Annotated in this window: 22 protein-coding genes; 11 read left to right on the forward strand and 11 right to left on the reverse strand. The window is 64.2% G+C overall.

Features of this window, described 5'->3' with window-relative positions:
• Complete coding sequence (locus NKJ93_RS15085; RefSeq protein ID WP_352589915.1) at nucleotides 1-894, forward strand: ribokinase; 894 nt, start codon at nucleotides 1-3, stop codon at nucleotides 892-894.
• Nucleotides 895-925: 31 nt separating this feature from the next.
• Here NKJ93_RS15085 and NKJ93_RS15090 read toward each other — a convergent pair whose 3' ends face one another.
• Nucleotides 926-1,951 carry a LacI family DNA-binding transcriptional regulator gene (locus NKJ93_RS15090; protein ID WP_352589918.1) on the reverse strand — a complete coding sequence of 342 codons (1,026 nt, stop codon included), beginning with the start codon at nucleotides 1,949-1,951 and terminating at the stop codon, nucleotides 926-928.
• 196 nt (nucleotides 1,952-2,147) lie between these two features.
• Between NKJ93_RS15090 and NKJ93_RS15095 the strand changes: the two genes are divergently transcribed.
• From NKJ93_RS15095 to NKJ93_RS15115, 5 genes are all read left to right on the forward strand, one after another.
• Nucleotides 2,148-3,182 carry a Gfo/Idh/MocA family protein gene (locus NKJ93_RS15095; RefSeq protein ID WP_352482907.1) on the forward strand — a complete coding sequence of 345 codons (1,035 nt, stop codon included), beginning with the start codon at nucleotides 2,148-2,150 and terminating at the stop codon, nucleotides 3,180-3,182.
• Entirely contained in the window at nucleotides 3,179-4,087 is a 909-nt protein-coding gene (locus NKJ93_RS15100; protein ID WP_352589921.1) for a sugar phosphate isomerase/epimerase family protein, read from the forward strand. The genes NKJ93_RS15095 and NKJ93_RS15100 overlap by 4 nt, the downstream gene beginning before the upstream one ends.
• A 105-nt stretch (nucleotides 4,088-4,192) precedes the next feature.
• Nucleotides 4,193-5,206: a substrate-binding domain-containing protein gene (locus tag NKJ93_RS15105; protein WP_352589924.1), complete on the forward strand. Its 1,014-nt coding sequence runs from the start codon at nucleotides 4,193-4,195 to the stop codon at nucleotides 5,204-5,206.
• 86 nt (nucleotides 5,207-5,292) lie between these two features.
• Entirely contained in the window at nucleotides 5,293-6,090 is a 798-nt protein-coding gene (locus NKJ93_RS15110) for an ATP-binding cassette domain-containing protein (RefSeq protein WP_352589927.1), read from the forward strand.
• Nucleotides 6,087-7,136 (forward strand): ABC transporter permease, encoded by a 1,050-nt coding sequence (locus NKJ93_RS15115; protein ID WP_352589930.1) that lies wholly within the window; start codon nucleotides 6,087-6,089, stop codon nucleotides 7,134-7,136. Before NKJ93_RS15110 ends, NKJ93_RS15115 begins: the two co-directional genes overlap by 4 nt.
• 9 nt (nucleotides 7,137-7,145) lie before the next feature.
• Here the strand turns inward: NKJ93_RS15115 and NKJ93_RS15120 are convergent, their stop codons facing one another.
• Nucleotides 7,146-9,830, reverse strand: a complete 2,685-nt coding sequence (locus NKJ93_RS15120) for an ATP-dependent helicase (protein ID WP_352589933.1) — start codon at nucleotides 9,828-9,830, stop codon at nucleotides 7,146-7,148.
• Nucleotides 9,831-10,082: 252 nt separating this feature from the next.
• On the opposite strand from NKJ93_RS15120, the gene NKJ93_RS15125 reads away from it, so the two are divergent.
• Nucleotides 10,083-12,395: a glucose/quinate/shikimate family membrane-bound PQQ-dependent dehydrogenase gene (locus NKJ93_RS15125; protein WP_352495137.1), complete on the forward strand. Its 2,313-nt coding sequence runs from the start codon at nucleotides 10,083-10,085 to the stop codon at nucleotides 12,393-12,395.
• Between the two features lie 217 nt (nucleotides 12,396-12,612).
• Complete coding sequence (locus NKJ93_RS15130) at nucleotides 12,613-13,506, forward strand: dienelactone hydrolase family protein (RefSeq protein ID WP_352589936.1); 894 nt, start codon at nucleotides 12,613-12,615, stop codon at nucleotides 13,504-13,506.
• Here the strand turns inward: NKJ93_RS15130 and NKJ93_RS15135 are convergent, their stop codons facing one another.
• Nucleotides 13,507-14,415 (reverse strand): EamA family transporter, encoded by a 909-nt coding sequence (locus NKJ93_RS15135; RefSeq protein WP_352482917.1) that lies wholly within the window; start codon nucleotides 14,413-14,415, stop codon nucleotides 13,507-13,509. It lies immediately after the preceding gene.
• A 90-nt stretch (nucleotides 14,416-14,505) separates the two neighbouring features.
• Between NKJ93_RS15135 and NKJ93_RS15140 the strand changes: the two genes are divergently transcribed.
• A complete protein-coding gene (locus NKJ93_RS15140) occupies nucleotides 14,506-14,985 on the forward strand; it encodes an Lrp/AsnC family transcriptional regulator (RefSeq protein WP_352483074.1) in 480 nt (159 codons plus the stop codon).
• 8 nt (nucleotides 14,986-14,993) lie between these two features.
• On the opposite strand, the gene NKJ93_RS15145 is transcribed toward NKJ93_RS15140, so the two are convergent.
• Both NKJ93_RS15145 and NKJ93_RS15150 read right to left on the reverse strand, forming a co-directional pair.
• Entirely contained in the window at nucleotides 14,994-15,443 is a 450-nt protein-coding gene (locus NKJ93_RS15145) for an RrF2 family transcriptional regulator (protein WP_006202816.1), read from the reverse strand.
• 250 nt (nucleotides 15,444-15,693) lie between these two features.
• Nucleotides 15,694-16,680, reverse strand: coding sequence for a sulfate ABC transporter substrate-binding protein (locus tag NKJ93_RS15150; RefSeq protein ID WP_023721149.1), 987 nt, complete (start codon nucleotides 16,678-16,680; stop codon nucleotides 15,694-15,696).
• 280 nt (nucleotides 16,681-16,960) lie between these two features.
• Here NKJ93_RS15150 and NKJ93_RS15155 point away from each other — a divergent pair, with 280 nt between their 5' ends.
• A complete protein-coding gene (locus tag NKJ93_RS15155; protein WP_352589939.1) occupies nucleotides 16,961-17,233 on the forward strand; it encodes an antitoxin in 273 nt (90 codons plus the stop codon).
• Nucleotides 17,233-17,631: a type II toxin-antitoxin system VapC family toxin gene (locus NKJ93_RS15160; protein ID WP_023721147.1), complete on the forward strand. Its 399-nt coding sequence runs from the start codon at nucleotides 17,233-17,235 to the stop codon at nucleotides 17,629-17,631. Before NKJ93_RS15155 ends, NKJ93_RS15160 begins: the two co-directional genes overlap by 1 nt.
• A gap of 14 nt (nucleotides 17,632-17,645) precedes the next feature.
• Here the strand turns inward: NKJ93_RS15160 and NKJ93_RS15165 are convergent, their stop codons facing one another.
• The 6 genes from NKJ93_RS15165 to pbpC form a co-directional block, all read right to left on the reverse strand.
• A complete protein-coding gene (locus NKJ93_RS15165; protein WP_352482922.1) occupies nucleotides 17,646-18,686 on the reverse strand; it encodes a sulfate/molybdate ABC transporter ATP-binding protein in 1,041 nt (346 codons plus the stop codon).
• A 73-nt stretch (nucleotides 18,687-18,759) separates the two neighbouring features.
• Nucleotides 18,760-19,644 carry a sulfate ABC transporter permease subunit CysW gene (gene cysW / locus NKJ93_RS15170; RefSeq protein WP_352589942.1) on the reverse strand — a complete coding sequence of 295 codons (885 nt, stop codon included), beginning with the start codon at nucleotides 19,642-19,644 and terminating at the stop codon, nucleotides 18,760-18,762.
• Nucleotides 19,637-20,488 (reverse strand): sulfate ABC transporter permease subunit CysT, encoded by an 852-nt coding sequence (gene cysT, locus NKJ93_RS15175; RefSeq protein ID WP_023720880.1) that lies wholly within the window; start codon nucleotides 20,486-20,488, stop codon nucleotides 19,637-19,639. Before cysT ends, cysW begins: the two co-directional genes overlap by 8 nt.
• Before the next feature lie 18 nt (nucleotides 20,489-20,506).
• A complete protein-coding gene (locus NKJ93_RS15180; RefSeq protein ID WP_023720879.1) occupies nucleotides 20,507-21,535 on the reverse strand; it encodes a sulfate ABC transporter substrate-binding protein in 1,029 nt (342 codons plus the stop codon).
• Nucleotides 21,536-21,754: 219 nt separating this feature from the next.
• Entirely contained in the window at nucleotides 21,755-22,468 is a 714-nt protein-coding gene (locus NKJ93_RS15185) for a M15 family metallopeptidase (RefSeq protein WP_036245347.1), read from the reverse strand.
• A 27-nt stretch (nucleotides 22,469-22,495) separates the two neighbouring features.
• Nucleotides 22,496-24,577 carry a penicillin-binding protein 1C gene (pbpC, locus tag NKJ93_RS15190; protein WP_023720877.1) on the reverse strand — a complete coding sequence of 694 codons (2,082 nt, stop codon included), beginning with the start codon at nucleotides 24,575-24,577 and terminating at the stop codon, nucleotides 22,496-22,498.
• Between the last annotated feature and the right edge of the window lie 60 nt (nucleotides 24,578-24,637).

The raw sequence follows: 24,637 nt of genomic DNA on the forward strand, positions 1-24,637 counted from the left end.
ATGACGGCTTCCCCGCCGCTGGTCACCGTATTCGGCAGCCTGCATTACGACATCATGGTCGAAGCCCCCGATCGCCCACGCAAGGGCGAAACGGTGACCGGTCATGCCTGGCATCCAAAATGCGGTGGCAAGGGCGGCAACCAGGCGGTATCGGCAGCGCGGGCCGGCGTGCGTGCGGCAATGATCGGAGCTGTCGGCGATGACGATTTCGGCCGCACGCTTCTCGACAATCTCGATCGCTGGGGCGTTGACCGGCGCTCCGTGCGGGAGGCTTCCGGCGCCGGCTCGGGCATGAGCGTAGCGATTTTCGACGACAGCGGCGACTATGGCGCGGTGATCGTCTCGGGCAGCAACCTCACTCTCAGCGAAAAGGACATTGCGGAGGCGGCCGAGCTGATCGCGCAAACGGCGGTGCTGCTGCTGCAAAACGAGGTGCCGGAAGCCGCCAATATCGCCGCGGCGCGGGCGGTGAAGGCGCAAGGCGGCCGCGTCCTCCTCAACGCCGCACCCGCCCGGAAACTGTCCGCCGAGCTGATCGCGCTCACCGACATCGTCATCGTCAACGCCATCGAGGCGGAATTCCTGGCCGGTGTTCCGGTCGTCGACACGCTCGAGGGTGCTGCGAATGCGGCCGGTATGCTCGGCTCCTACCCGGCTGCCATCGTCACCGCCGGCGGGGAGGGGGTCGCCTATCGCGACCGCGACGGCCAGGCGTTCGCCTTGCCTGCGATGCCGGTGAAGGTCATCAGCACCCACGGTGCCGGCGACGAATTCGTTGGCGCCTTCGCGGCGGGGCTTGCGCGTGGGCAGCCTGTCGAGGCGGCACTTGCCGCCGCCAATGCCGCAGCGGCCTTGCTGGTTGCAACGCCGGAGCGCGAGCGCGGCGGGCCTTGATCAATCTGAACCTGCTCGGTGACCGCCGCGCTCAATCGCTGTCGCGCGCGATAAGCTCCAGCGGCCAGACTTCGCGGATGATGCGGGCGCCTTCGGTGCCGGCGAAGGCCGGAATCGATGCCAGCAGCATTTCGGCCAGCCGCTCGCCCATCGGCTCCAGCGCCGGGCGGAAGCCGGTCAGCGCCGGCGAAAAATAGCGGCAGAGCGGCGTGTCGACGATGACGATCACCGCGATGTCGTGGCCGGGCTTGATTCCCGCCTCGGCCAGAGCCTTGCAGCCGCCAAGCGCCATCGCGTCGTTGTTGAAGATGATGGCGCTCGGCGGGTCCTTGGAGCGCATGACCTTCGGTGTCACCGCGTAGCCGCCGGCCTCGTTGATGAAGCCGTCGGCGATCAACTCGGGGTCGAATTCGATGCCGTGCCGCCGCAACGCCTTGCGATAGCCGGCGAGGAACAGATAGCCGAAATTGAGGTCGAGCGACGGGCGGATGGCGGCGATGCGCCGGTGGCCGCGCGCGACGAGACGATCGACGGCGTCAGCTCCGGCTTTTTCGAAGTCGAGGTCGAGCGAGGGGTAGGCATCGCCGCCGGAACGGCTGCGGCCGAGCGTCGCGAACGGGAAACCGGCCTGGGTCAAATAGTCGATGCGCTCGTCTTCGCGCCGCGTCCAGGCCAGCACCACGGCATCGGCCCGGCGGGTCTCGACGACACGGCGCAGGCGCTCCTGCTGATAGTCGCCTGGCGCGCCCATCACCACGATCAGGTCGAGCCCGCTTTCGGCGAGCTTGGCCTGCAGCCCGGTCAGGAATGGAATGAAGAACGGCTCGCCATACTCCTGGTCGCCCGGATGCGGCTGCAGCATGAAGGCGATCGAATGGGTGGCGCCGCGCCGCAGGCTGCGGCCGGACTGGTTCGGTGAATAGTTCAGTTTCTTGGCCGCATCGAGCACGCGCTGGCGTGTGTCGGCATTGACGTCGGCGCGACCGTTGAGCGCGCGCGACACCGTGCCGATCGAAATGTTCAGGTGACGCGCAAGGTCGTGAATGCTGGACGCCAAAGGACAGTTCTCCCCCTTGCTTGGCTAGCACCGGCTGCTCTCCGGGCCAAGCCGACACCACGATTTTTCGCAACCGGCCAATTGACATTCTACGCCATCGGGTGTGTTCTCGTAAACGTTTACGGAAAAACATTCACGGCCCTGCCGTGAATGCCGTGAGGATCGGTCTGGAGGGGCCGAGAGGGAGGAACACTGGATGATCAATGTCGTCCTGGTCGGCTGCGGAGCGATGAGCAAGGCCTGGCTCGATGCGGCCAGGCAGATCGACGGGCTCGCCATTGTAGGCCTGGTTGATATCGACGCCGAAAGGGCGCGGGCGAGGGCGCGCGAATACGAGCTTTCCGGCGCTGTCATCGGAACCGACCTCGACGCCGTGCTCGACCAGACCAGGCCCGACGCGGTATTCGACGTGGTGGTTCCCGCCGCCCGCCGCGAGGTCGCGTTTTCCGCCTTTGCCCATCATTGCCACCTCTTGACCGAAAAGCCGCTGGCCGACAGCCCGGGCAATGCGCGTGCCATTGTCGAGGCCGCCCGCAGCGCCGGGCGCATCCATGCCGTCGTGCAGAACCGCCGCTATGTCGCCAATGTCAGGCGCATCCGGCGCTTTCTCGCTTCCGGCGTCATTGGTGCTGCGACCAGCATCCACGCCGATTTCTTCGTTGCGCCGCATTTCGGCGGTTTTCGCGAAGAGATGCGCCATGTGCTGCTGCTCGATATGGCGATCCACACATTCGATGCCGCCCGCTACATGGTGGCCGGCGAGCCGGCCGGTGTCCATTGCCAGGAGTGGGAGCCGGCCAATTCCTGGTATCGGCAAGGGTCGTCGGCAACCGCAAGCTTCGACCTCGGCGGCGGCAAGCTGTTCACCTATGCCGGCAGCTGGTGCGCGGCCGGCTTCCGTACCAGTTGGGACAGTACATGGCGTATTGTCGCCGAGCGCGGCAGCATTGTCTGGGACGGCGAGGATGGGCTGAAGGCGGAAGTCGTGCGGCCGGTCCGTGAAGGCCTGTTCGACCGCACCGAACCGATCGCCGTGCCGCCGCTCGACCCGGCCGATCGCGTCGGCGGCCATCTCGGCATCATCCAGGATTTCGTCCGCGCCGTCGAAACCGGCACCGAGCCGGAGACGCGCGGCGCCGACAACATCAAGAGCCTGGCCATGGTTTTCGCTGCGATCGAGAGCGCCGAGACCGGGCGCCGGGTCGCCATCGCTGCACAGGAAGGATCATGATGCCAAACCCGCTGCTCGACATCAGGATCGGCACAATGGTGCGGGCCAATCTCGACGACCCGGCCGCCTATGTCAGGCAGATCCTGCCGCTCGGCTTCGAGAGCATCCAGCCGTTCTTCTGGCAGACGCTGGGCGGCAAGGACATTCCGCGGCTGGCGGGCGAGATCCGCGAGGCGATCGGCGATGCCGATGTCATCGTCTCGTCGATCGGCGTGTTCGGCAATCCGCTGGAGAGCGGCGAGATCGATCGCGGCGTGCTCCAGGCGTGGGAAACGATCATCGACAACGCCCATCTGTTCGGCACCAATATGGTCAGCGGCTTTACCGGCCGCATTCGCGGCAAGCCGCTGCCCGACAGCCTGCCGCGTTTCCGCGAGGTCTGGGGACCCTTGGCCAGGCGCGCCGCCGACAAGGGCGTGCGCATCGCGTTCGAGAACTGCGCCATGGACGGCAACTGGGCCAGCGGCGACTGGAACATCGCCCACAATCCGGACGCCTGGGAGTTGATGTTCAACGAGTTGCCGGACGACAATCTCGGCCTGGAGTGGGAGCCCTGCCACCAGCTGGTCTACCTGATCGATCCGATCCCGCAGATCCGCAAATGGGCGCCGCGCATCTTCCACGTCCATGGCAAGGACGCGACGGTGCGCTGGGACGTGATCCGCGAACATGGCGTGTTCGGTCGCCTGCCGTTCGTCCAGATGCGCACGCCGGGCTTCGGCGACAGCGACTGGACAAGGGTGATCAGCGAGCTGCGGCTGGCCGGCTACAAGGGCGCCATCGACATCGAGGGCTGGCACGACCCGGTCTATCGCGGCGATCTCGAGATCACCGGCCAGGCGCGTGCGCTGGATTATCTCCAACAATGCCGGGGAGGCGCGAGCTACCTGCCGAACCCGGTGTGAGAACTCGGCCGGCGGGAGGTGCCGGCCAGGGAAAGATTGCGGCGCCTTGCCGAAGCGATCGTCGAAACCCCTCGGTTAGCGAGGGAACAAAGGGAGGATAAGTGCATGAGCATTACGATGAGAAGGACAGTTCTGCGCTCGACCGTCGCGGCGGCCGCGATGGCGCTCGCCGCCGCACTCTCGACCTTGCCGGCGCAGGCGCTCGATGCCCAGTGGTGCAAGGATGTCCATATCCGTTTCTTCGTCGGCGGGGCGGAGGGCGATGCCTTCGGCACGATCGTCTATAATGGTGCCAAGCAGGCGGCGGCCGATCTCGGGCCGAAGGTCGACTACATCTTTTCCCAGTGGGATGTCGAGAAGATGGTGCAGCAGTTGCGCGAGGCTGTCGCGGTCAAGCCCCAAGGCATCGCCATGATGGGCCACCCCGGCGACGCTTCGATCATGCCGCTGGCCGAACAGGCACACAAGGACGGTATCAAGATGATGTACCAGAACGTGCCGGTGCCGACGGTCACGGCGGCGTTCGGCGGCGGCTATGTCGGCGCCCAGCAGGAGCAGCAGGGCCGCGCGCTCGGCGCCGAGGCGGTCAAGCTGGCCGGGCTCAAGGCCGGCGACAAGGCGATTATGATCGGCCCGTTCGAAAACGAGAGCCGCGGCGCGCGCGAGCGCGGCACTGTCGCTGCCCTCAAGGAAGCGGGCGTCGAGGTCATACAGCTCTCCTCGCCGCCAAGCGGCGAATGGGCTTCCGACCCCAATCTGGCCATTCCGGTGATCACCGCGGCACTGCTCAACAATCCCGACGTCAAGGCGGTTGGCTATCCCGGCGGGCAGATGCTGGGCAACGTACCGACTTACATGCAGGCGGCGGGCAGGAAGCCGGGCGATATCTTCAACTTCGGCTTCGACACCAGCCCGCAGATCGTCGAGGGCTTCAAGGGCGGCTGGGTGCAACTGACGGCCGACCAGCAGCCGTTCCTGCAGGGATATCTGCCGATCCTCAGCCTCTGCCAGCAAGTGGTGCTGGGTCTGGCGCCGATGAACGTCGACACCGGCGCCGGTTTCGTCACGCCACAGAATTACGAGATCGTCGCCGAGCTCGCCAAGCAGGCGCTGCGCTGACCTCCCAAGCCGTCGGCCGGGATCGAGCCCGGCCGGCGGGACCGCCGGCGAAAAGGCCGGCACGCGAAAATCAAGCGAGGATCGCCATGGCCGAACGCATCATAGAACTGCGCGACATCAGCAAGTCCTATGGCCAGGTCTATGCGCTGGGTGGGGTCAATCTTAGCGTCGATCGCGGCGAGGTGGTCGGCCTGATCGGCGATAATGGCGCCGGCAAGTCGACGCTGATCAAGATCCTGTCTGGCGTGGTCAAGCCGACCAGCGGCGAGATTCTCGTCCGCGGCAAGCCGGTGACCGGATGGAACCCTGCGCGCTCGCGCGACGCCGGCATCGAAACGGTGTTCCAGGACCGGGCGCTCGCCGTGCAGCAGACGATCGTGCGCAATATCTTCATGGGCCGCGAACTCACCGGCTGGCTTGGCTGGCTGAAGGTCAACAAGGAGATCGCGGAGGCGAGCCGGCTGATGCGCGAGATCGGCTTCACCTCGAAAGTGTTCACGCCACAGTCGATCGTCGGCCAGCTCTCGGGCGGCGAACGCCAGGGCGTGGCGATCGCGCGGGCCATCTATAAGAAGGCGGAGCTGATAGTCCTCGACGAACCGACGACCGCGCTATCGCTGACCGAGACCGCCAAGGTCTTCCACTTCGTGCGCCAGGTGCGGGCGAGCGGACGCTCGATCCTGTTCATCGGCCACAACATCCACCACGTCTTCGACATCGCCGATCGCTTCGTGGTGCTGGACCGCGGAAAGGTCGCGCTCACCGCCGACCGGAGCGAGGTCAAGTCGGCCGAGGATCTGATCAATTTCATGGAAGACGTCGCCCACCCCAGCGGATTGCCGGGATTGCACGACGCGGGCGATACGGAGAGGGCGGCACGATGAGCAAGACCATGGAACCCGATCTGCAGAGCCCCCTCGGCACCACGCATGGCGAAACCGCCGGGAAAGAGTGGAGACACCCGTCCGACAATTGGCTGCGCGGGTTCATCCTCGACAACCGCGCCGCACTCGGCACGTTGGCCGTGTTCATCGTTATGATGGCGGTGTTCATGATCGCTAATCCGACGGTCTTCACCACCTGGTATCTTTACAGTTCCGTGCTGACCACGCTGCCGGTGGCGTTGTTCGTGGTGGTGCCGCTGGTCTTCGTCGTCACCTGTGGCGAGATCGACCTGTCGTTTCCGGCGACGATGGGCTTTGCCTCATGGGTGTTCGCGCTGGTCGTGCAGGCCGGCTACGACCCGTTCCTCGGCATCGCCGCCGCAATCGTCACCGGCATGCTGCTCGGCTTCCTGGTCGGCTCGCTGGTCGTCTATGGCGGGCTGTCGTCGCTGATCGCCACGCTCGGCATGAATTTCCTGCTGCGCGGCCTGATCCAGATCATCAACGAGGGCAGGTCGACCGCGCTGACCGGCCTTGCCGACAGCTGGGCCTACAAGATCTTCTCCAGCCAGCTTTACGGCATCCCGGTGCAGATATTCTGGGCCATCGCCTTCGTCGTGCTGTCGGCGCTGCTCTACAACCGCCATCGCTTCGGTGCCCAGGTCAAGGTGGTCGGCGACAATCCCGACAGCGCCCAGCAGATGGGCATCGATGTCAAGCGCGTCAGGGTGAAAGTGTTCGTCTTCGTCGGTATCGGCGCGGCGATCGCCGGCACGTTCTCGGTAATGATCAACTTCACCTGGTGGCCGACGGCGGGCGACGGATACCTGCTGCCGGTGCTGGCATCGGTGTTCGTCGGAGGCACGCCGACCTGGGGCGGCATCGGCACCGTCGTCGGCGGCGCGATCGGCGCGGTTACGGTGTCCTTCATCCAGACCGGCGTCGTCGCGGCGGGACTGAGCGGCTTCTACGTCCAGTTCTTCAACGGGCTGATCATTATCCTGTCGCTGCTCGGCCATAAGTGGAACCAAGCGCGGTATCGGTGACCGGCGGCCTCAAACCCCCGTGACAAACCCGTCCAGCACGCGTTTCTGGCCGGCCTTGTCGAAGTCGATGGTCAGCTTGTTGCCTTCGATGGCCGAGATGTTGCCGTTGCCGAATTTCTGGTGGAAGACGCGGTCGCCAACGCTGAAGGGGGAGGGCGTGTCGGCGACGGATTTGGCGACCAGCTCGCCGTCGATGGTGCGGCCCTTGATCGAGGTGCGGCCGGCACCGTAGCCCGAGTCGGTTTCGCCATAGCCGATGCGCTCGACCTGGTGACCGGAGCGCGTGCCCCAATTGCGGTCGGTCGCCTCGGTGCGGTTCGCTTGAGCGCGCTGCCAGCCCGGCGTCGCATAGGTGTTGGAGAAAGCGCCGGATTTCTCGGCGCCGGAATTGCCGCCAATGTTGTCGAAGCGCGACGCCCCGTAGGGGTTCTGTCTTCCTGCCCCTTGGCCACCACGACCGGAGGCGAAAGAACCACCGCCATAGGCGTTGCCGTAACCGCCATAGGAGTTGCCGCTTTCGGCGACCTCGACATGGGCTTCCGGCAGTTCGTCGAGAAAGCGCGACGGGATAGTCGATTGCCAGAGGCCATGGATGCGGCGGTTGGAGACGAACCACAAATGCAGGTTCTTCTTGGCGCGGGTCAGCCCGACATAGGCAAGGCGGCGCTCTTCCTCCAGGCCGGAGCGGCCGCCCTCGTCGAGTGCGCGCTGATGCGGGAACAGGCCCTCCTCCCAGCCAGGCAGAAAGACGGTCTCGAATTCGAGGCCCTTGGCCGAATGCAGCGTCATGATGTTGACGGCGTCGAGCTCGGCGTTCTGCTCGGCGTCCATGACGAGTGCGACATGTTCGAGGAAGGAGCGCAGCGATTCGTACTCCTCCATGGAGCGGATCAGTTCTTTCAAGTTCTCGAGCCGGCCGGGCGCTTCCACCGAGCGGTCGTTCTTCCACATGTCGGTGTAGCCGCTCTCCTCCAAAATGGTCTCGGCGAGCTCGGTATGCGGGGTGGTTTCCAGAGCCTTCTGCCAGCGTTCGAAATTGGCGGCGACCTCGCGAAGTGCGGCGCGCGGCTTCGGCTTCAGCTCGTCGCTCTCGGCGAGTTTTGCCGCCGCCTCCAGCATCGGGATGCGAAGGGCGCGGGCGGTATCATGGATCTGGCGGATGGTGGCCTCGCCAAGCCCGCGCTTCGGCACGTTGACGATGCGCTCGAAAGCGAGGTCGTCGGCGCCTTGCGCGACGACGCGGAAGAAGGCCAGCGCGTCGCGGATCTCGAGCCGCTCATAGAAGCGCGGGCCGCCGATGACGCGGTAGTTGAGGCCGAGCGTGACGAAGCGGTCCTCGAATTCGCGCATCTGGAAAGACGCGCGGACGAGAATCGCCATATCGTTCAAATTGTGCTTCTGGCGCTGGTAGGCCTCGATGGTCTCGCCGACGGCGCGGGCCTCCTCCTCGGAATCCCAGGCGGCGTGGACATGCACCTTCTCGTCGTCCTCGGCGATCTTCTCGGTAAACAGCGTCTTGCCGAAGCGGCCCTCATTGTGGGCGATGAGATGCGAGGCGGTGCCGAGGATGTGCGCGGTCGAGCGGTAGTTGCGCTCCAGCCGGATGATGGTGGCGCCGGGGAAATCCTTGTCGAAGCGCAGGATGTTGTCGACTTCGGCGCCGCGCCAGCCATAGATCGACTGGTCGTCGTCGCCGACGCAGCAGATGTTAACTTTGCTTTCGCTCACGGCCGCGCGCGAGCTTCGCTCGCTGGCCTCCGCGGGGGCGGCCTGGCCGGCCGACGCCCGGTCGGGCTTGCGGCCTTCGGCCGAAGAGCGCCCAATCTCCCCCGGGAGGGGGGAGATTGGCTTGCCTTGAGGCCGCTGGGCCAGCAGGCGCAGCCACATGTACTGTGCGGTGTTGGTGTCCTGGTACTCGTCGACGAGGATGTAGCGGAAGCGCTTGTGGTATTCCTTCAGCACGTCCGGATTGGCGCGGAAGATGCGGATCGGGTGACATAGGAGATCGCCGAAGTCACAGGCATTCAGCGTCTGCAGCCGCTCCTGATAGGCCTTGTAGAGTTCGCGGCCCTTGCCGTTGGCGAAGGCACGGGCATCGCCCTCGGGGATGTCGGCGGGACCGAGGCCCTTGTTCTTCCAGCCGTCGATCATCTGGGCGAACTGCTTGGCCGGCCAGCGCTTGTCGTCCAGCCCTTCCGCCTGGATGAGCTGTTTGATCAGCCGCACGACATCGTCGGTGTCGAGAATGGTGAAGTCGGATTTGAGCCCGGCCAGCTCGGCATGTCGGCGCAGCAGCTTCACGCCAATCGAGTGGAAGGTGCCGAGCCACGGCATGCCCTCGACATTGCCTTCGCCGATCAACAGGCCGATGCGCTGCTTCATCTCGCGCGCCGCCTTGTTGGTGAAGGTGACGGCGAGGATCTGCGAAGGGAAGGCCTTGCCGGTGGCAAGGATGTGGGCGATGCGGGTGGTCAAGACGCGCGTCTTGCCGGTGCCGGCGCCGGCCAGCACCAGCACCGGGCCTTCGGTGGTTTCCACCGCCAGCCGCTGCTCGGGGTTGAGGCCGTTGAGATAATCGGGCGCGTTGTTTTGATTGCTGCGGGCAGCCATGGCGCGCGCGGCGATGCCCGACGGGGCCACGGGCCGCGCGTTCGGTTCGTCAAAAAAGGGCATGTCTTCCGAAAAGCCGGACATCTCTCCCCGAATGTAGTGATTCGGCAGCGAAAGGCCAGAAGTGTCTCCGTTTTGTTCTCTGTCCAGTCGGTAGACTCACAATCTGAATGGGTCCGCTAACCAAAACGCCGAGCTTGCCGTGGGTCGACGCCGTAAAACGCCGAGCTTGCTTGACAGGGGAAGCGGGCCGGAGAAAGTTGCGTGGGGGCAGGCACGCAATGCGGGGTTGCCCATGGACGCGTCGCGGAGCGCACCAGTCGAAGGAGCACCGTCTTGGCTGTGGTCATCACCTCCCTGATCCTTTTCCTCATCGGCCTGGCGCTTGGCGGCGGCGGCATCTGGCTCGTGACGCTGGGCGGCAGCTGGTATTACGTCATCGCCGGCATAGCTTTCCTGATCGCTGCCTGGCTGCTCTACAGGCGCAGATCCACGGCGCTGTGGCTCTACGCGGCGATCGTGCTCGGCACGCTCGCCTGGGCTGTCTGGGAAACCGGCTTCGACTGGTGGGAGCTCGGCCCGCGCGGCGGCATCATCGTGCTTGTCGCGCTGTGGCTATTGACGCCATGGGCGCGGCGCGGGCTTACCGGTCCCGACGGACGAGCGCCGCTGATCCTCGCGGTGCTGGCATCGCTCGGCGTCGCCGGTTATTCGATGACGACGGACCCAAAGGATATTGCCGGCCAACTCAACACCGACAAGGTGACGCCGACGGCCGAACTCGGCGGCAATGTGCCGGCCGGCGAATGGCACTATTACGGTCGCACGCAATATGGCCAGCGCTATTCGCCGCTCGACCAGATCACCCCCGAAAACGTTGCCAATCTGCAGCCGGCCTGGACCTATCGCACCGGCGACGTGAAAGGGCCCGACGACATCGGCGAGACGACCTATCAGGTGACGCCGCTGAAAATCGCCGACACGCTCTACATCTGCACGCCGCATAATTTCGCCATCGCCATCGATGCCGCGAGCGGCAAGGAGAAATGGCGTTTCGATCCGCAGGTCAAGCTCAACAAGGACCGCCAGCACCAGACCTGCCGCGGCGTGGCTTACTATGCCGATGCCAAGATCGCCGCCGGCCAGCCCTGCGCCACGCGCATCTATCTGCCGACATCGGACGCCCGGCTGATCGCGCTCGACGCGGCGAATGGCCAGGTCTGTCCGACATTTGCCGAGGGCGGCACGCTGAACCTGCTCGCCAACATGCCATATCCGAAGCCGGGCTATTACTATTCGACTTCCGCGCCGCTGATCGTCGCCAACAAGATCATCGTCGGCGGCGCGGTCAACGACAATTATTCGACGCAGGAGCCGTCCGGGGTCATCCGTGCCTACGATGCCGACACCGGCGCGCTGTTATGGAATTGGGATTCCGGCAATCCGGACCAGACGACGCCGCTGCCGCCGGGCCAGACCTACACCAACAACTCGCCCAATATGTGGTCGACGGCGAGCGCCGACGAGAAGCTCGGCCTGCTCTATGTGCCGCTCGGCAACAAGACGCCGGATCAGCTCGGCGCCGGACGCAGCGCCAATGACGAGAAATTCTCTTCCTCGATCACCGCGCTCGATCTCAACACCGGACAATTGCGCTGGGTGCGGCAGACCGTGCATCACGATCTCTGGGACATGGACGTGCCGGCGCAGCCGACGCTGGTCGACATAACCACGGCCAGTGGTGTGGTGCCGGCGCTGGTCGGGCCGACCAAGCAGGGCGACCTCTATGTGCTCGACCGGCGCAGCGGCGAGCCGATCGTTCCGGTCAAGGAAGTGCCGGCGCCGGGCGGCGCGATCGAAGGCGACCATACCTCGCCGACGCAGCCGGTCTCGGACCTCAGCTTCAGTCCGAAGCCACTGACCGGCGCGGATATGTGGGGCATCACCATGTTCGACCAGCTGGCCTGCCGGATCGAGCTTCGGAAGCTGCGGTATGAGGGCCGCTATACGCCGCCGTCGCTGCAAGGCTCGCTGATCTATCCTGGCAATTTCGGCACCTTCAACTGGGGCGGCGTGGCAGTCGATCCGGTCCGGCAGGTGATGTTCGGCATGCCGACATACCTGGCGTTCATCTCCAAATTGGTGCCGCGCGCCGACGTGCCGCCGCCGGGCGATACCAAGGGCAGCGAACAAGGCCTGAACCGCAATGACGGTGCGCCTTACGCAGTGATATTGAAGCCATTCCTGTCGCCGCTCGGCATTCCCTGCCAGGCGCCTCCGTGGGGCTATGTGGCCGGCGCCGACCTTCGGACCGGCAAGATCGTCTACAAGCATCGCAACGGCACCGTCTACGACATGACGCCGCTGCCGCTGCCGTTCAAGGTCGGCGTGCCGGGCATTGGCGGGCCGATGATCACTGCCGGCGGCGTCGCCTTTCTCGGTGCGGCGGTCGACGACTATGTGCGCGCTTATGACCTGACGACCGGCAAACAGCTCTGGCAGGCGCGGCTGCCTGCCGGCGGGCAGTCGACACCGATGACCTACACGGTAGCCGACGGACGCCAGTTCGTCGTCATCGTTGCCGGCGGCCACGGCTCGGTCGGCACCAAGCCGGGCGATTATGTGATGGCCTATACGCTGCCGAAATAGAGAAGTTCCTCAGAGCCCGAGATGCCCTTTCAGGTCGGGTACCGATGCAAGTACCTCGTTGGTCAGCTGTGGGCCGGCGGCTGTCTCGGCCTGCTGGACCAACGCGGCATCAAGGCCATCGTACAGAGACTTATGGCAGCCCTCACTCAGCCGTGACTGGACCAGCCAGGCTTCGACCCTATGTTGCTGCCGGGGGCCGAAGACCTAGGAGCGCGCCATGACAACACCTGCCGGCCCCGCCAAGCCTGTCATTACCCAGGCGATGATCGATGCCTATGATGAATACACGCATCTGACGCTCGACCGGCGGCGCTTCATGGAGCAGTTGACCAGGCTTGCCGGGTCGGGTGCGGCAGCGGCCGCGATCGCGCCGCTGCTGGCGGCGAATTCGGCCCAGGCGGCAATCGTCGCGGAAAACGATCCGCGCGTGAAAGGCGAGGACATCAGCTATACAGGCAGCGGCGGCGAGATGAAGGGTTATCTGGTCAAGCCGGCGGGTCAGGCCGGCAAGCTGGGCACGGTCATCGTCGTGCACGAAAACCGGGGGCTCAACCCGCATATTCGCGACGTGGCGCGGCGCGTGGCGCTGGAGGGGTTCGTGGCGCTTGCCCCGGACTTCATGACACCGCTCGGCGGCACGCCGGCCGATGAAAACAGGGCACGTGACCTGTTTTCCCAGCTCGATCCAGCACAGGTCGCCACCAATGCCGTCGCAACGGTCGCCTACCTCAAAGGCCACAAGGACGGCAACGGCAAGGTCGGCGCCGTCGGCTTCTGCTGGGGCGGCGGCACGGTGAACATGCTGGCCGTCAACGCGCCGGATCTTGCAGCCGCCGTTGCCTATTACGGCATGCAGCCGAAGGCCGAGGACGTGCCGAAGATCAAGGCGCCGCTCATGCTGCATTATGCCGGGCTCGACACCCGCACCAATGCCGGCATCGACGCCTTCAAGAAGGAACTCGACGCGGCCCATATCGAATATTCGGTCTATGTCTATGAAGGCGCCAACCATGCCTTCAACAACGACACATCGGCGGCCCGTTACGACAAGAAGGCGGCTGACCTCGCCTGGGGGCGGACGATCGCTTTCCTCAAGGAGAAGTTGGCCTGATCAGGCGGGCGCCAGCGCCGGTTTGTGAAGGGCGACGCCGGCCACCACCAGCGCGATGCCGAGGCAGTCAGTGAGGCTCGGCACCTGCCGCAGCACGATGACGCCGATAAACGTCGCGGTAACCGGAAGCAATGACAGCATCAGCGCGAAACTGGAGCGCGGCAGCCGCGACATGGCAAGCTGGTCGCAAATATAGGGAATGACCGACGAGCAGATGCCGACACCGACCGCCGCAAGCAGCAGCGGCGGCGTCGAGAACGCCGGCAGCGCATCGGCAAGACCGATCGGCAGAACGACGAGAAGGGCGACCGCCATGGCGGCACCCAGCCCGGCGATGCCATCGCCAGCGTCGGCGCGCGCGACGCGGTGGCCGAGCACGATATAGAAGACGAACAGCGCGCCATTGAGGAAGGCCCAGAACAGGCCGACAGGATCGCTCGACCATTTGACGTCGATGAGCAGCAAGGTGCCGGCGACGGCGATTGCAAGGGCGGCGAGATTGCGCGGGCTTCTGAGGCCGACAAGCGCGACGCCGATGGTGCCGACGAATTCGATCGCCGCTACCAGCGAGATCGGCAGCCGGTCGAGCGCCAGGTAAAACGAGCAATTCATCACCCCAAGGCAGACGCCGAAACCCACAAGCAACAACCGCGTCGAGCGATCGGCGCGGGCGAAGACCGCCCATGGTCGGGTCAGCGGGGCAAAAACCAGTGCCGCGGTGGCGATGCGCAGCCACGCCATGCCGAGCACGCCGACATGCGAGAAAAGCAGGACTGCGAAAGCGGGGCCGAGATAGTGGAACACGGCGCTGACGCCGAACCACAGATGGGGCGGCACCGAGCTTGCCAAGGTAAAAGCCGGGCCGGCGAGTGCCGGACTTGCTGCTGGGGCTTGCGTCCGATCTTCCATGGGGTCAGTATCGCAGGCGATTTTTGCCGTTGATATGGATGATGGCCGGGCATTGCGGCTATTCCCTTTTCGAAAGCAAGGAGTATTCCGCTGAAACGCCTTCGAAATGAAAATACCGATCTGGATCCGGCGGATCTAAAAATCCTGCGCCTGCTGGAGGAGGATGCGCGCACCAGTATTGCCGAACTGGCGCGCTCAGTCGGCCTGTCGGCGCCGAGCGTCGCCGAGCGCATCAAGCGGCTGCAGGAAAGCGGCGTGATCGAGGCCTATACGGTGCGGATTAATCCGGCCGCGCTCGGCATGAAGCTGTCGGCATGGCTGCGCATCAGGCCGGTGCCGGGGCAACTCGCCGTCGTGGCCGAAATCATCCGCGACCTGCCGGAAATCGCCCAATGCGACCGGGTCACCGGCGAAGACTGTTTCATCGCGCTGGCGCATGTCGGCTCGGTCGCCGAGCTCGAGCGGGTGATCGACCGGATCATTCCCCATGCGATGACCAATACGGCGATCATCCAGTCGACGCCGGTAGTGGCACGCTCGCCGCTAGGGGCGGTGAAGCGCCCGGCCTGATGCTAGATTTAAATCTGCGACGTCAGCTCGACCGGGAAATCGTCATTGTCGGCGTCGCGCATGGCGGCGAGGCTGCGGTTGTCCAGCACCTCTGCGATCGCCTGACGCACCTCCAGCATCATGTGCCGGACCTGGCAGGTCGCCTCGTCGCAATCCTCGCAGCGCTGGTATTGTGTGCGGCTGGCGCAAGGGATCGGCGCCAGCGGCCCGTCGAGGACACGCACGACATGGCCGATCTTGATTTCGGAAGCGGGACGGGCGAGGCGGTAACCGCCTTCCTTGCCCTTGCGGCTCTGGACGAAGCCGGCATTGCGCAACTCGCCCAGGATGGCATCCAGGAATTTCTTGGGGATGTTGTTGGCGACCGCAATGTCGTTGACGAATGCGAGCTGGCCGACCGGCAGGCCGGACAGATGCACGAGAGCCTTGAGGCCGTATTTGCCTTTTTTGGTAAGCATGCCCGAGTCAACCCATTAAGCCCCAACCACCCGCATCTGGCGGCTGTTTGTGTGCAAATAATGACGGTTTGGCCGTGCGATGCCGTTCGCGCAGACAGGCCGCCCGAAGACATATTGCGCGCAAACGCGTTGATTCTTCGTAACGTTTTGGAGGGCGGGCGTCCGGAACGGGCGGAGGCCACGTTTTCGGCGAGCAAATGAAGAAAGCCGGCAAACGCCCGCTTTCAATCAGTTCACGAGGTTGCAGACGTCAGCGGCTGCCGTAAGTCTGGTCGAGCAGGCCGCCAGCGGCGAAATGCTCGGCCTGGACCTTGGCCCAGCCGCCGAAGACATCCTCCACCGTCAATAGGCGGACATCGGGAAACTCAGCCTTGTACTTGGCGGCGACCGTCGCGTCGCGGGTCCGCAGGCCGTTGCGGGCGGCGATGTCCTGGCCCTCCAGCGTATAAAGGAAGTCGAGATAGGTCTTGGCGAGGTCGCGCGTGCCATGCTCGTCGGCGATCGTGTCGACGATCGCCACCGGAAACTCGGCCAAAAGGCTGACCGAGGGCGTCACCTGCTCGAATTTGTCCTCGCCATACTCCTTGCGGACGCCGCGCGTTTCCGACTCAAAGGTGATCAGCACGTCGCCGATCTCGCGCTGCACGAAAGTGGTGGTCGCGGCGCGTCCGCCGCTGTCGAAGATCGGTACGTTGTTGAACAGCTTGGTGACGAATTCCTTCACCTTGGCGTCGTCGCCCTTGAAGGCTTCCTTGGCGTAGGCGGTGGCCGCAAGGTAGGTGTACCGGGCATTGCCGGAGGTTTTCGGATTGGGGAAGATCACCTGGACGTCGTCGCGCACGAGATCGTTCCAATCCTTGATGTGCTTCGGATTGCCGGCGCGCACCAGGAAGGAGGGCAGCGAATAGAAGGGCGAGGCGTTGTCGGGAAAATCTTTCTGCCAATCCGCGGAGATGAGACCCTTCCTGACCAGGAAGTCGATGTCGAGGACCTGGTTGAAGGTGACCACATCGGCGCCGAGGCCCTCGGCGATGGCACGTGCCTGCGCAGACGTCCCGGCATGCGACTGATCGATGGTGACGCCTGGGTGGCCGGCGACGAACGCCTTGTTGACCTGCGCAAACAGCTCGCGGCCGACATCGTAAGAAGCGTTCAGCAATTTGTCGGCCGACCAGGCTTGGGAGGATGCGAGGAACAGGCCGGCCAATGTGGCGACGCCAAGCAAAAATCGCTTCATGAAAACAAGGCTCCAATGCGTGCGCTTATTGCCGGACTATAGCGGCAAGGCATTGTGCGCGACGAGGCAGGCAGAGCGGCCGCTCCACGTTGTCGATAGAAGAAATATTCCCGCTGTGGAGGATTTCTAGTTTTTTCTTTCAGGCAGAGTCTTCCGGGCAGCTTGGCAGCGGTGCCGATGCCGTCGGCGTGCACGATGGTTCCCGGCCGGCCAACGCGATGGCGATTGCATCGCCGCGCGGTCTGGCATATACAAATGGTATATACAAGGAGCTATCGTCATGCCTCAACGCCGCCATTCAACAACCCCGCCGAAAGAGGCGAAGCTGTTTCGTAACAATCGCAGTCAGGCGGTGCGCATTCCTGTCGAGTTCGAACTTCCCGGCGAAAAGGTCTTGATCAGTCGTGAAGGCGACCGCCTGATCATCGAGCCGGCTCGCAAACCCGGCCTCACGGCGCTGCTCGCGCAATGGGCGAAAGAGCCGCCCCCCGGTTCCGAGGAGGACTTTCCCGAAGTCGAGGATATGCCTGTCAAATCCGAGGAATTTTTTTGATGCGGTTCATGCTGGACACGAACATTATCAGCGACATGATCCGAAATCCGGCCGGGAAAGCCGCCGCCGCCGCCCTGCGCGTGGGAGACGCCGCCGTGTGTACCAGCATCGTGGTCGCCTCGGAACTGCGATATGGCTGCGCCAGGAAAGAGTCGGCCAAGTTGCTCAAGAAGGTCGAGGAATTGCTGGCTGAGATTCCTGTCTTGCCGCTCGATGTGCCGGTAGATGCCGAGTACGGCGCGATTCGCGCAGAGCTGGAAGGCAGGGGCCAGACCATCGGCCAAAACGACCTTTTTATTGCTGCCCACGCCTATGCACTGGGAACTACCCTGGTGACCGCCAACACCGGCGAGTTCAACCGGATCAAAGGCCTGAAGGTCGAGAACTGGCTGGTGTAGCGCCTAAAAGAGGATCAAGCAGCCGGAAAAAGCTTCCAGCGCCGCGGCCTGAAAGCCACCCGGCTTTTCTGCGCCGCCGGATGGTCGACTGGCAACTCGATCTCGACCCGCTGGCGTTCGCCGCCGATTTCGAGCTCGACCCGCCTGGTGCCGGCGACGCGGCGGCTGGCGACAACCGTGCCGGCGATGCAGCCGTTGCATTCTTCCACCAGATCGACGTCGTGCGGGCGGAAGAACAGCGTCGCTTCACCTTGCGGTGCGTGCGGCGCGGAAAGCCCGATCGGCCGGTCGGCGATCCAGACCTGGCCGTCCTCGACCTTGACCGGGATCGAGCTCGATTCGCCGATGAAGCCATAGACGAAGGGCGAGTTCGGCGTGTCGTAGATCTCGTCGGCGGTGCCAACCTGCTCGATGCGGCCCTGGCTCATCACCACGACGCGGTCGGCAAGCTCCAGCGCCTCTTCCTGGTCATGGGTGACGAAGACCGTGGTGTGGCCGGTGGCGTCGTGGATGTCGCGCAGCCAGCGGCGCAGTTCGCGGCGCACCTGGGCATCGAGCGCGCCGAACGGCTCGTCGAGCAAAAGCACGGCCGGTTCGATCGCCATGGCGCGGGCCAGCGCCACGCGCTGGCGCTGGCCGCCCGAAAGCTGCGCCGGATAGCGTTTTTCCAGACCGGAAAGCTGAACGAGGTTGAGGAGTTCCGAGGCGCGGCGGCGGATTTCCTTCGCCGACGGGCGTGACGGCCCGTGCCGGACCTTGAGTCCGAAGCCGATATTGTCGGCGACCGTCATATGGCGAAACAGCGCGTAATGCTGAAAGACGAAGCCGACATTGCGCTCCTGGATCGACTTTTGCGAGGCATCCTCTTCGCCGAAGAAGATCTTTCCGCGGGTCGGCCGCTCCAACCCGGCAATCAGCCTGAGCAGCGTCGTCTTGCCGGAACCGGATGGCCCCAGCAACGCGATCAACTCACCCGACTTGATGTCGAGCGAAACGTCGTGAAGGGCCGGAAACCGCTCAAACTCCTTGCGCACGTTGGCAACGCGAACTTCCATACAAATCCCTTTTGTAGTTGATGCATGTCGTTATCCCAAAACCGGTTCCCACTTTTGGGCGACATGCATTTTGTCAGTGTCCGCGCGTCGCGGCGATCTCGGCGCCGTAGCGCATCTCGAGAAGTGTTTTCAAGACCAGTGTGACGAGCGCCAGGCCGGCAAGCAGCGAAGCGACGGCAAAGGCGGCGGCGGCATTGTACTCGTTATAAAGGATTTCGACATGCAGCGGCATGGTGTTGGTCAACCCGCGTATGTGGCCGGACACCACCGAGACCGCGCCGAACTCACCCATGGCGCGGGCATTGCACAACAGTACGCCGTAGAGCAATCCCCATTTGACGTTAGGCAACGTCACGTACCAGAACGCCTGCCAGCCATTGGCGCCGAGCGACAGGGCCGCCTCCTCGTCGCCATTGCCCTGCTCCTGCATCAGCGGGATCAATTCGCGGGCGACGAAGGGGAAGGTGACGAAGATGGTGGCCAGCACGATGCCCGGCACGGCAAACAGGATGACGATGCCATGCGCCTTGAGCCAGGTACCGAGCAGGCCTTGCGCGCCGAAGAGGAGTACATAGACCAGGCCGGAAATGACCGGGGAGACCGAAAACGGCAGGTCGATCAGCGTGGTCAGGAACGCCTTGCCCTTGAACTCGAACTTGGCAATCGCCCAGGCGGCGGAAATGCCGAAGACGACGTTGAGCGGCACCGAGATCGCCGCGACCAGAAGCGTCAGGCGGATCGCCGAGCGCGTATCCGGTTCCGACAGCGCCTGTGTGTAGGCCTCGATGCCTTTGGCGAAAGCTTCCTTGAAGACGATGATCAGCGGCAAGAGCAGGAAAATGCCGAGGAAGGCAAAGGTCCCGATCATCAGCACGGTTCTCGCCGTGCGGCTTTCGGTCACCGCCGGCGACTGGCTTTCGTGGTGCGGCGCGTAGGATTTGATCTCCGGGTCAGCCATAGCGCTTGCGGCTCCACGTCTGCACCAGGTTGATGACCAGCAGCATCACGAAGGACAGCGCCAGCATGATCGCCGCGATCGCTGTCGCCGCAGCGTAATTATATTCCTCGAGCCTGATGACAATCAGAAGCGGTGCGATCTCGGATTTATAGGGCAGGTTGCCGGCGATGAAGATGACTGAGCCGTACTCGCCGACGCCGCGCGCGAAGGCCAGCGCGAAACCGGTGACGATGGCCGGCGCCAGTCCGGGAAGCAGGACGCGGCTGATGATCTGGAAGCGATTGGCGCCGAGCGTTGCGGCCACTTCCTCGACCTCCTTGTCGATCTCCTCCATGATCGGCTGCACGGTGCGCACGACGAAGGGCAGCCCGATGAAGATCAGCGCAATGACAATGCCGAGTGGCGTATAAGCGACTTTGATGCCGAGCGGCGTCAGCAGGCTGCCGATCCAGCCGTTCGGTGCGTAAAGCGTGGTCAGCGCGATGCCGGCAACCGCCGTCGGCAGCGCAAAGGGCAGGTCGACCATGGCATCGACGATGCGGCGGCCGGGAAAGCTGTAGCGCACCAGCACCCAGGCGACGATCGTGCCGAAGACGACGTTGACGGCGGCGGCAATGAAGGCGGTGCCGAAGCTGATTTCAAGCGCGTTGATGGTGCGGCGGTCGGTGACGATCGCCCAGAAGTCGGTCCAGCCGAGCGCCGCCGAGCGCCAGATCAACCCGGACAGGGGAATGAGGATGATGAGGGTGAGGTAGGCAAGCGAGAAGCCGAGCGTCAATCCGAAACCCGGAATGACGCTCGGCTGCCTGAACCGCCACCCCGCCTTGGCGGGTGCTGTGGTCATGTCGTCCTGATCTAAATGCTACTGGGCCGGCTTATAGATCTGGTCGAATATACCACCGTCGCCGAAATGATAAGGCTGTGCCTTCTTCCAGCCGCCAAAAAGTGGGTCGTCGATGGTGACCAGCTTGATCTCAGGCTGCTTGGCCAGGTCCTCCGCCGGCACCAGGTCGGGCTTCGAAGGGCGATAATGGTTCTTGGCGATGATCGTCTGGCCTTCCTTGGAATAGAGGTAGCTCAGATAGGCTTCGGCAACTTTGCGTGTGCCTTTGGCGTCGACATTGGCGTCGACCACTGCGACCGGCGGCTCGGCCAGGATCGAGGTCGGCGGGTAGACGATATCGAAATTGTCAGCGCCGAACTCGTCGAGCGCCAGATAGGCCTCGTTTTCCCAGGCGAGCAGCACGTCGCCTAGCCCTTTTTGCGCAAAGGTCACGGTGGCGCCGCGCGCACCGGTGTCGAGAACCGGGACATGCGCATAGAGATTGCCAACGAATCCCTTGGTCTTGGCCTCGTCGCCGCCATCCTTGGCGCTGGCATAGGCCCAGGCGGCAAGATAATTCCAGCGCGCGCCGCCGGAGGTCTTCGGATTGGGCGTGATCACCTGGACGTCATCCTTGACCAGATCGCCCCAATCATGAATGCCCTTGGGGTTTCCCTTGCGGACGAGGAAGATGATGGTCGAGGTGTAAGGCGCCGAATTGTTTTCGAATTTCGTCCGCCAGTCGGGATTGATCTTCTTCGTTTTCGAGACAATGGCGTTGATATCGCCTTCGAGCGCCAGCGTCACCACGTCGGCGTCGAGCCCGTCGATCACGGCGCGCGCCTGGGCGCCGGATCCGCCATGCGACTGCTGGATGGTCACCGTCTCGCCTGTCTCGGCCTTCCAGTGGGCGACAAAGGCCTCATCGAATTGCTTGTAGAGCTCACGCGTCGGGTCATAGGACACGTTGAGAATGGTGGTGTCGGCAAACGCGAAACCGAGCGTGCCGAACTGGACCGATGTGGCGACCAGTGCGCCGAGCAGTTTCCTGAAATGAGGTTTGGTCATTTCCGCCTCCGTTGAACTCGCGCCAAATCTACCGAATTGATAGAATTTAGATGCATTCAATGTTGCCTTTTTTGGCCTATTGAAGCAATTTTTCGCCTACTTTCGGCGATGGGAGGAACTATTTTCCCTTGCACGGGACCTGCGCTCCCGACGCGATTATCTAGAGACGGCTAGCTCTTCGGCAATGGCGGCGTCGCGTCCGAACGAGGTTTTGGCGGACTATTCGGCGGTGACGGGAAAGTTGAAGCGCTCTCTTGGAAACGGCTCGTTTTCCAGCGTGAAGTGCCACCATTCGCGTGCGTAATTCTTGAAGCCGCCGGCGCGCATCGCCTCGACAAGTTTTTTGCGGTTTGCCGCCGCTTCACTGGCGATCGGTCGGTGAGCCGTTTCGCTCGTCGGATCGAAACAGTCGAAACCGGTGCCGAAATCCAGCGTGTCGGCATCGGTCGCGCCGCAGGCCGGTTTCGGAGCGCTCTTGCGGTCCGCTCGCGTGATGGCGACATCGACCGTCGATCCGCGCGAATGGGTGGACAGTTCGCCGATATAGCCCTTGGCGATGAGATCCTTGCGCTTGACCTTTGGGTACCATTGCGGGTCCGGTGGTCCGCTCGTTTTTGTCCAGTCACCCATGTCGGAGACAGCACGCGCAGGGCGGTAGCAGTCGAACACGACCAGCGTCAGCCCTCCGGCAGCAATCGCTTTCTGCACTGCGGAAAGCGCTTGCGCCGCTTGGCTGGTGAGGACGCATACCGGCGCATCGTAACCGCTTACCTTGCGATGCAGGAAGTTTTCGAGGCCGGCATAGCGGATATCCTGCCGGATACCGGGATCGATGTCGGCCAGCCGAACAAAGCCGGCGGGGAGGGCGTCAGCAGAGGCCGAGGAAATACCGGCGGCCGAAAGCAAGGCGTAAAACCCAATCCGCTGAATCACCTGCCGGAAACTATTCAAGGGAAACTTTCACTCGACAAAAACCTTCACACTGGCCGCGCGCCCCGCCGCATCGATTACGGTCAGGGTGGAATAGCCGGCGCCGTCCGGCTGCCAGGTCGCGGTGCGCCGCCGGTCGATGCCGACCAGCGGCTTGCCGTTGGCCAGCCAGCGGAACGGTGCGCGGCCGCCTTGCAGCTTGAGCACCAGCGGCGAGGCGTCGGCCGAGGAAGTGCCGAGATCGACACGGGCGCCGTCAGGCGGAAAGACGATGGTTGGTGCAGGTTCGGTCGGCGTCGCCTGCACCAACCCGTCGACGCCGGCGCCGAAGCGCGTCAGCGTCACCGGCAATTCTTCACGCTTTGGCCGGCGGACGCCGGACGGTTGGCTTGGCAGCGGCACGGCGGCTAGGCTGGAACGGACAAAGCCTTCGAACAGAATGGGCGCGGCCGAGACATAGCCGGACAGACCGGGCACCGCGCCGGCATCGGGGCGGCCGACCCAGACGCCGAGCACATAACGGCCGTCGAAGCCGACCGACCAGGCGTCGCGATAGCCGTAGGAGGTGCCGGTCTTGTAGGCGATGCCGCGTTGGGCGGCACCCTGGGGCGGCTTGACGCCCGACAGGATGTCCGTGATCTGCCAATTCGCCTGACCATCGAGGATGGTGGTGGTCGAGCGTTCGGTGTTCGCCGGCTCCGTGCCGTCATGCAGCGTGTGTGCCTTGCCGCCATTGGCAAGGCCGGCATAGAGTTGGACGAGGTCGCGCAGCGTCACTCCGACGCCACCGAGGCCGATCGCCAGGCCAGGCGCTTCGTTGACGGGCAGTATCGGCATCACGCCTGCCTGGCGAAAGCGCGCCATCAGCCGGGCCGGGCCGACCGCGTCGAGCACGCGGATCGCCGGCACGTTGAGCGACAATTGCAGCGCCTGCCTGATGCTGACATCGCCCTGATAGCCCATGTCGAAGTTCTTCGGCCGGTAACCGGAGAAATCGGCCGGGCTGTCCTCAATCAGCATCTCCTGCGCCACCAGGCCTTGCTCGAAGGCGAGGCCGTAGATGAACGGCTTCAGCGTCGAGCCAGGCGAGCGAACGACCTTGGTCATGTCGATCCAGCCCGAACGGCTGGCATCGAAGAAATCGGCAGAGCCGACCTCGCCAAGAATATCGCCGGTGCGGGCATCGGCCAGCACCATGGCCACCGAGAGGCGAGGGCCGAGCTTGGCGGCGGCATCCTTGGCCACCTGCTCCAGCCCTTCCTGGACACTCTTGCGGATCGTTAGTTGCAGCTTCTGGCCGGGAATGGCCTTGGGCAGCATTGCATAGGCAGCATGAGCAGCGAGCGCCGGCAAGGTCCGCCGCAGCCCCGACACATCGTCGAGCGCGGCTCGCGCGGCCTCGCGTTCGCCGAGCAGGCCTGCCGACACCATGCGGGTCAGCACGCGGTCGCGGGCGGCATGAGCGACTTCGAGGTTGCGGTCAGGGCGTCGCTTTTCCGGCAATTGCGGCAAAGCGACGAGCAGGGCCGCCTCAGAGACCGTCAGCCGCTTCGGCTCCTTGCCGAAATAGGCGAGCGAAGCGGCGCGCACGCCTTCGAGATTGCCGCCATAGGGCGCCAGCGTCAGGTAGCGTTCGAGGATCTCGCGCTTGGACAGCCGCCGTTCTATCTGGACGGCGCGCAGCATCTGTTTGATCTTCGAGCCGAGGCTGCGGCTGTCGCGCGGTTCGATCAGCCGGGCGAGCTGCATCGAGAGCGTCGAACCACCGGAGACGATATGGCCGCTGGTCGCGAACTGTCCGGCCGCACGCGCCAGTGCCAGCACGTCGACGCCTTGATGATCCCAGAAGCGCTTGTCCTCATAGGTGACCAGCATGTCGACGAACTGGTTGTCGACCTGGTCCAGGTTGGTCGCAAGCCGCCAATAGCCATCCGGCGTGGCGAAGGCCCGCAACAGCTGGCCGTCACGGTCCTGCACCTCGGTCGAGACCGTCAGCGCAGCCGGCAGCGGCGGCGGAAAAGCGCGGTCGAGCTGCCAGAGGGCGACAGCGGTGATTGCGGCGAAGGAAATGCCCGCAATGGCCGCTCGGCGGAGGAATCTTTTGGAGAGCACGGCGCCGCCCTCATCCGCCTGCCGGCACCTTCTCCCCGTGGAGGACGGGGAGAAGGTGAA

Source organism: Mesorhizobium sp. M0028 (genome assembly GCF_040323855.1).
Taxonomy (GTDB): domain Bacteria; phylum Pseudomonadota; class Alphaproteobacteria; order Rhizobiales; family Rhizobiaceae; genus Mesorhizobium.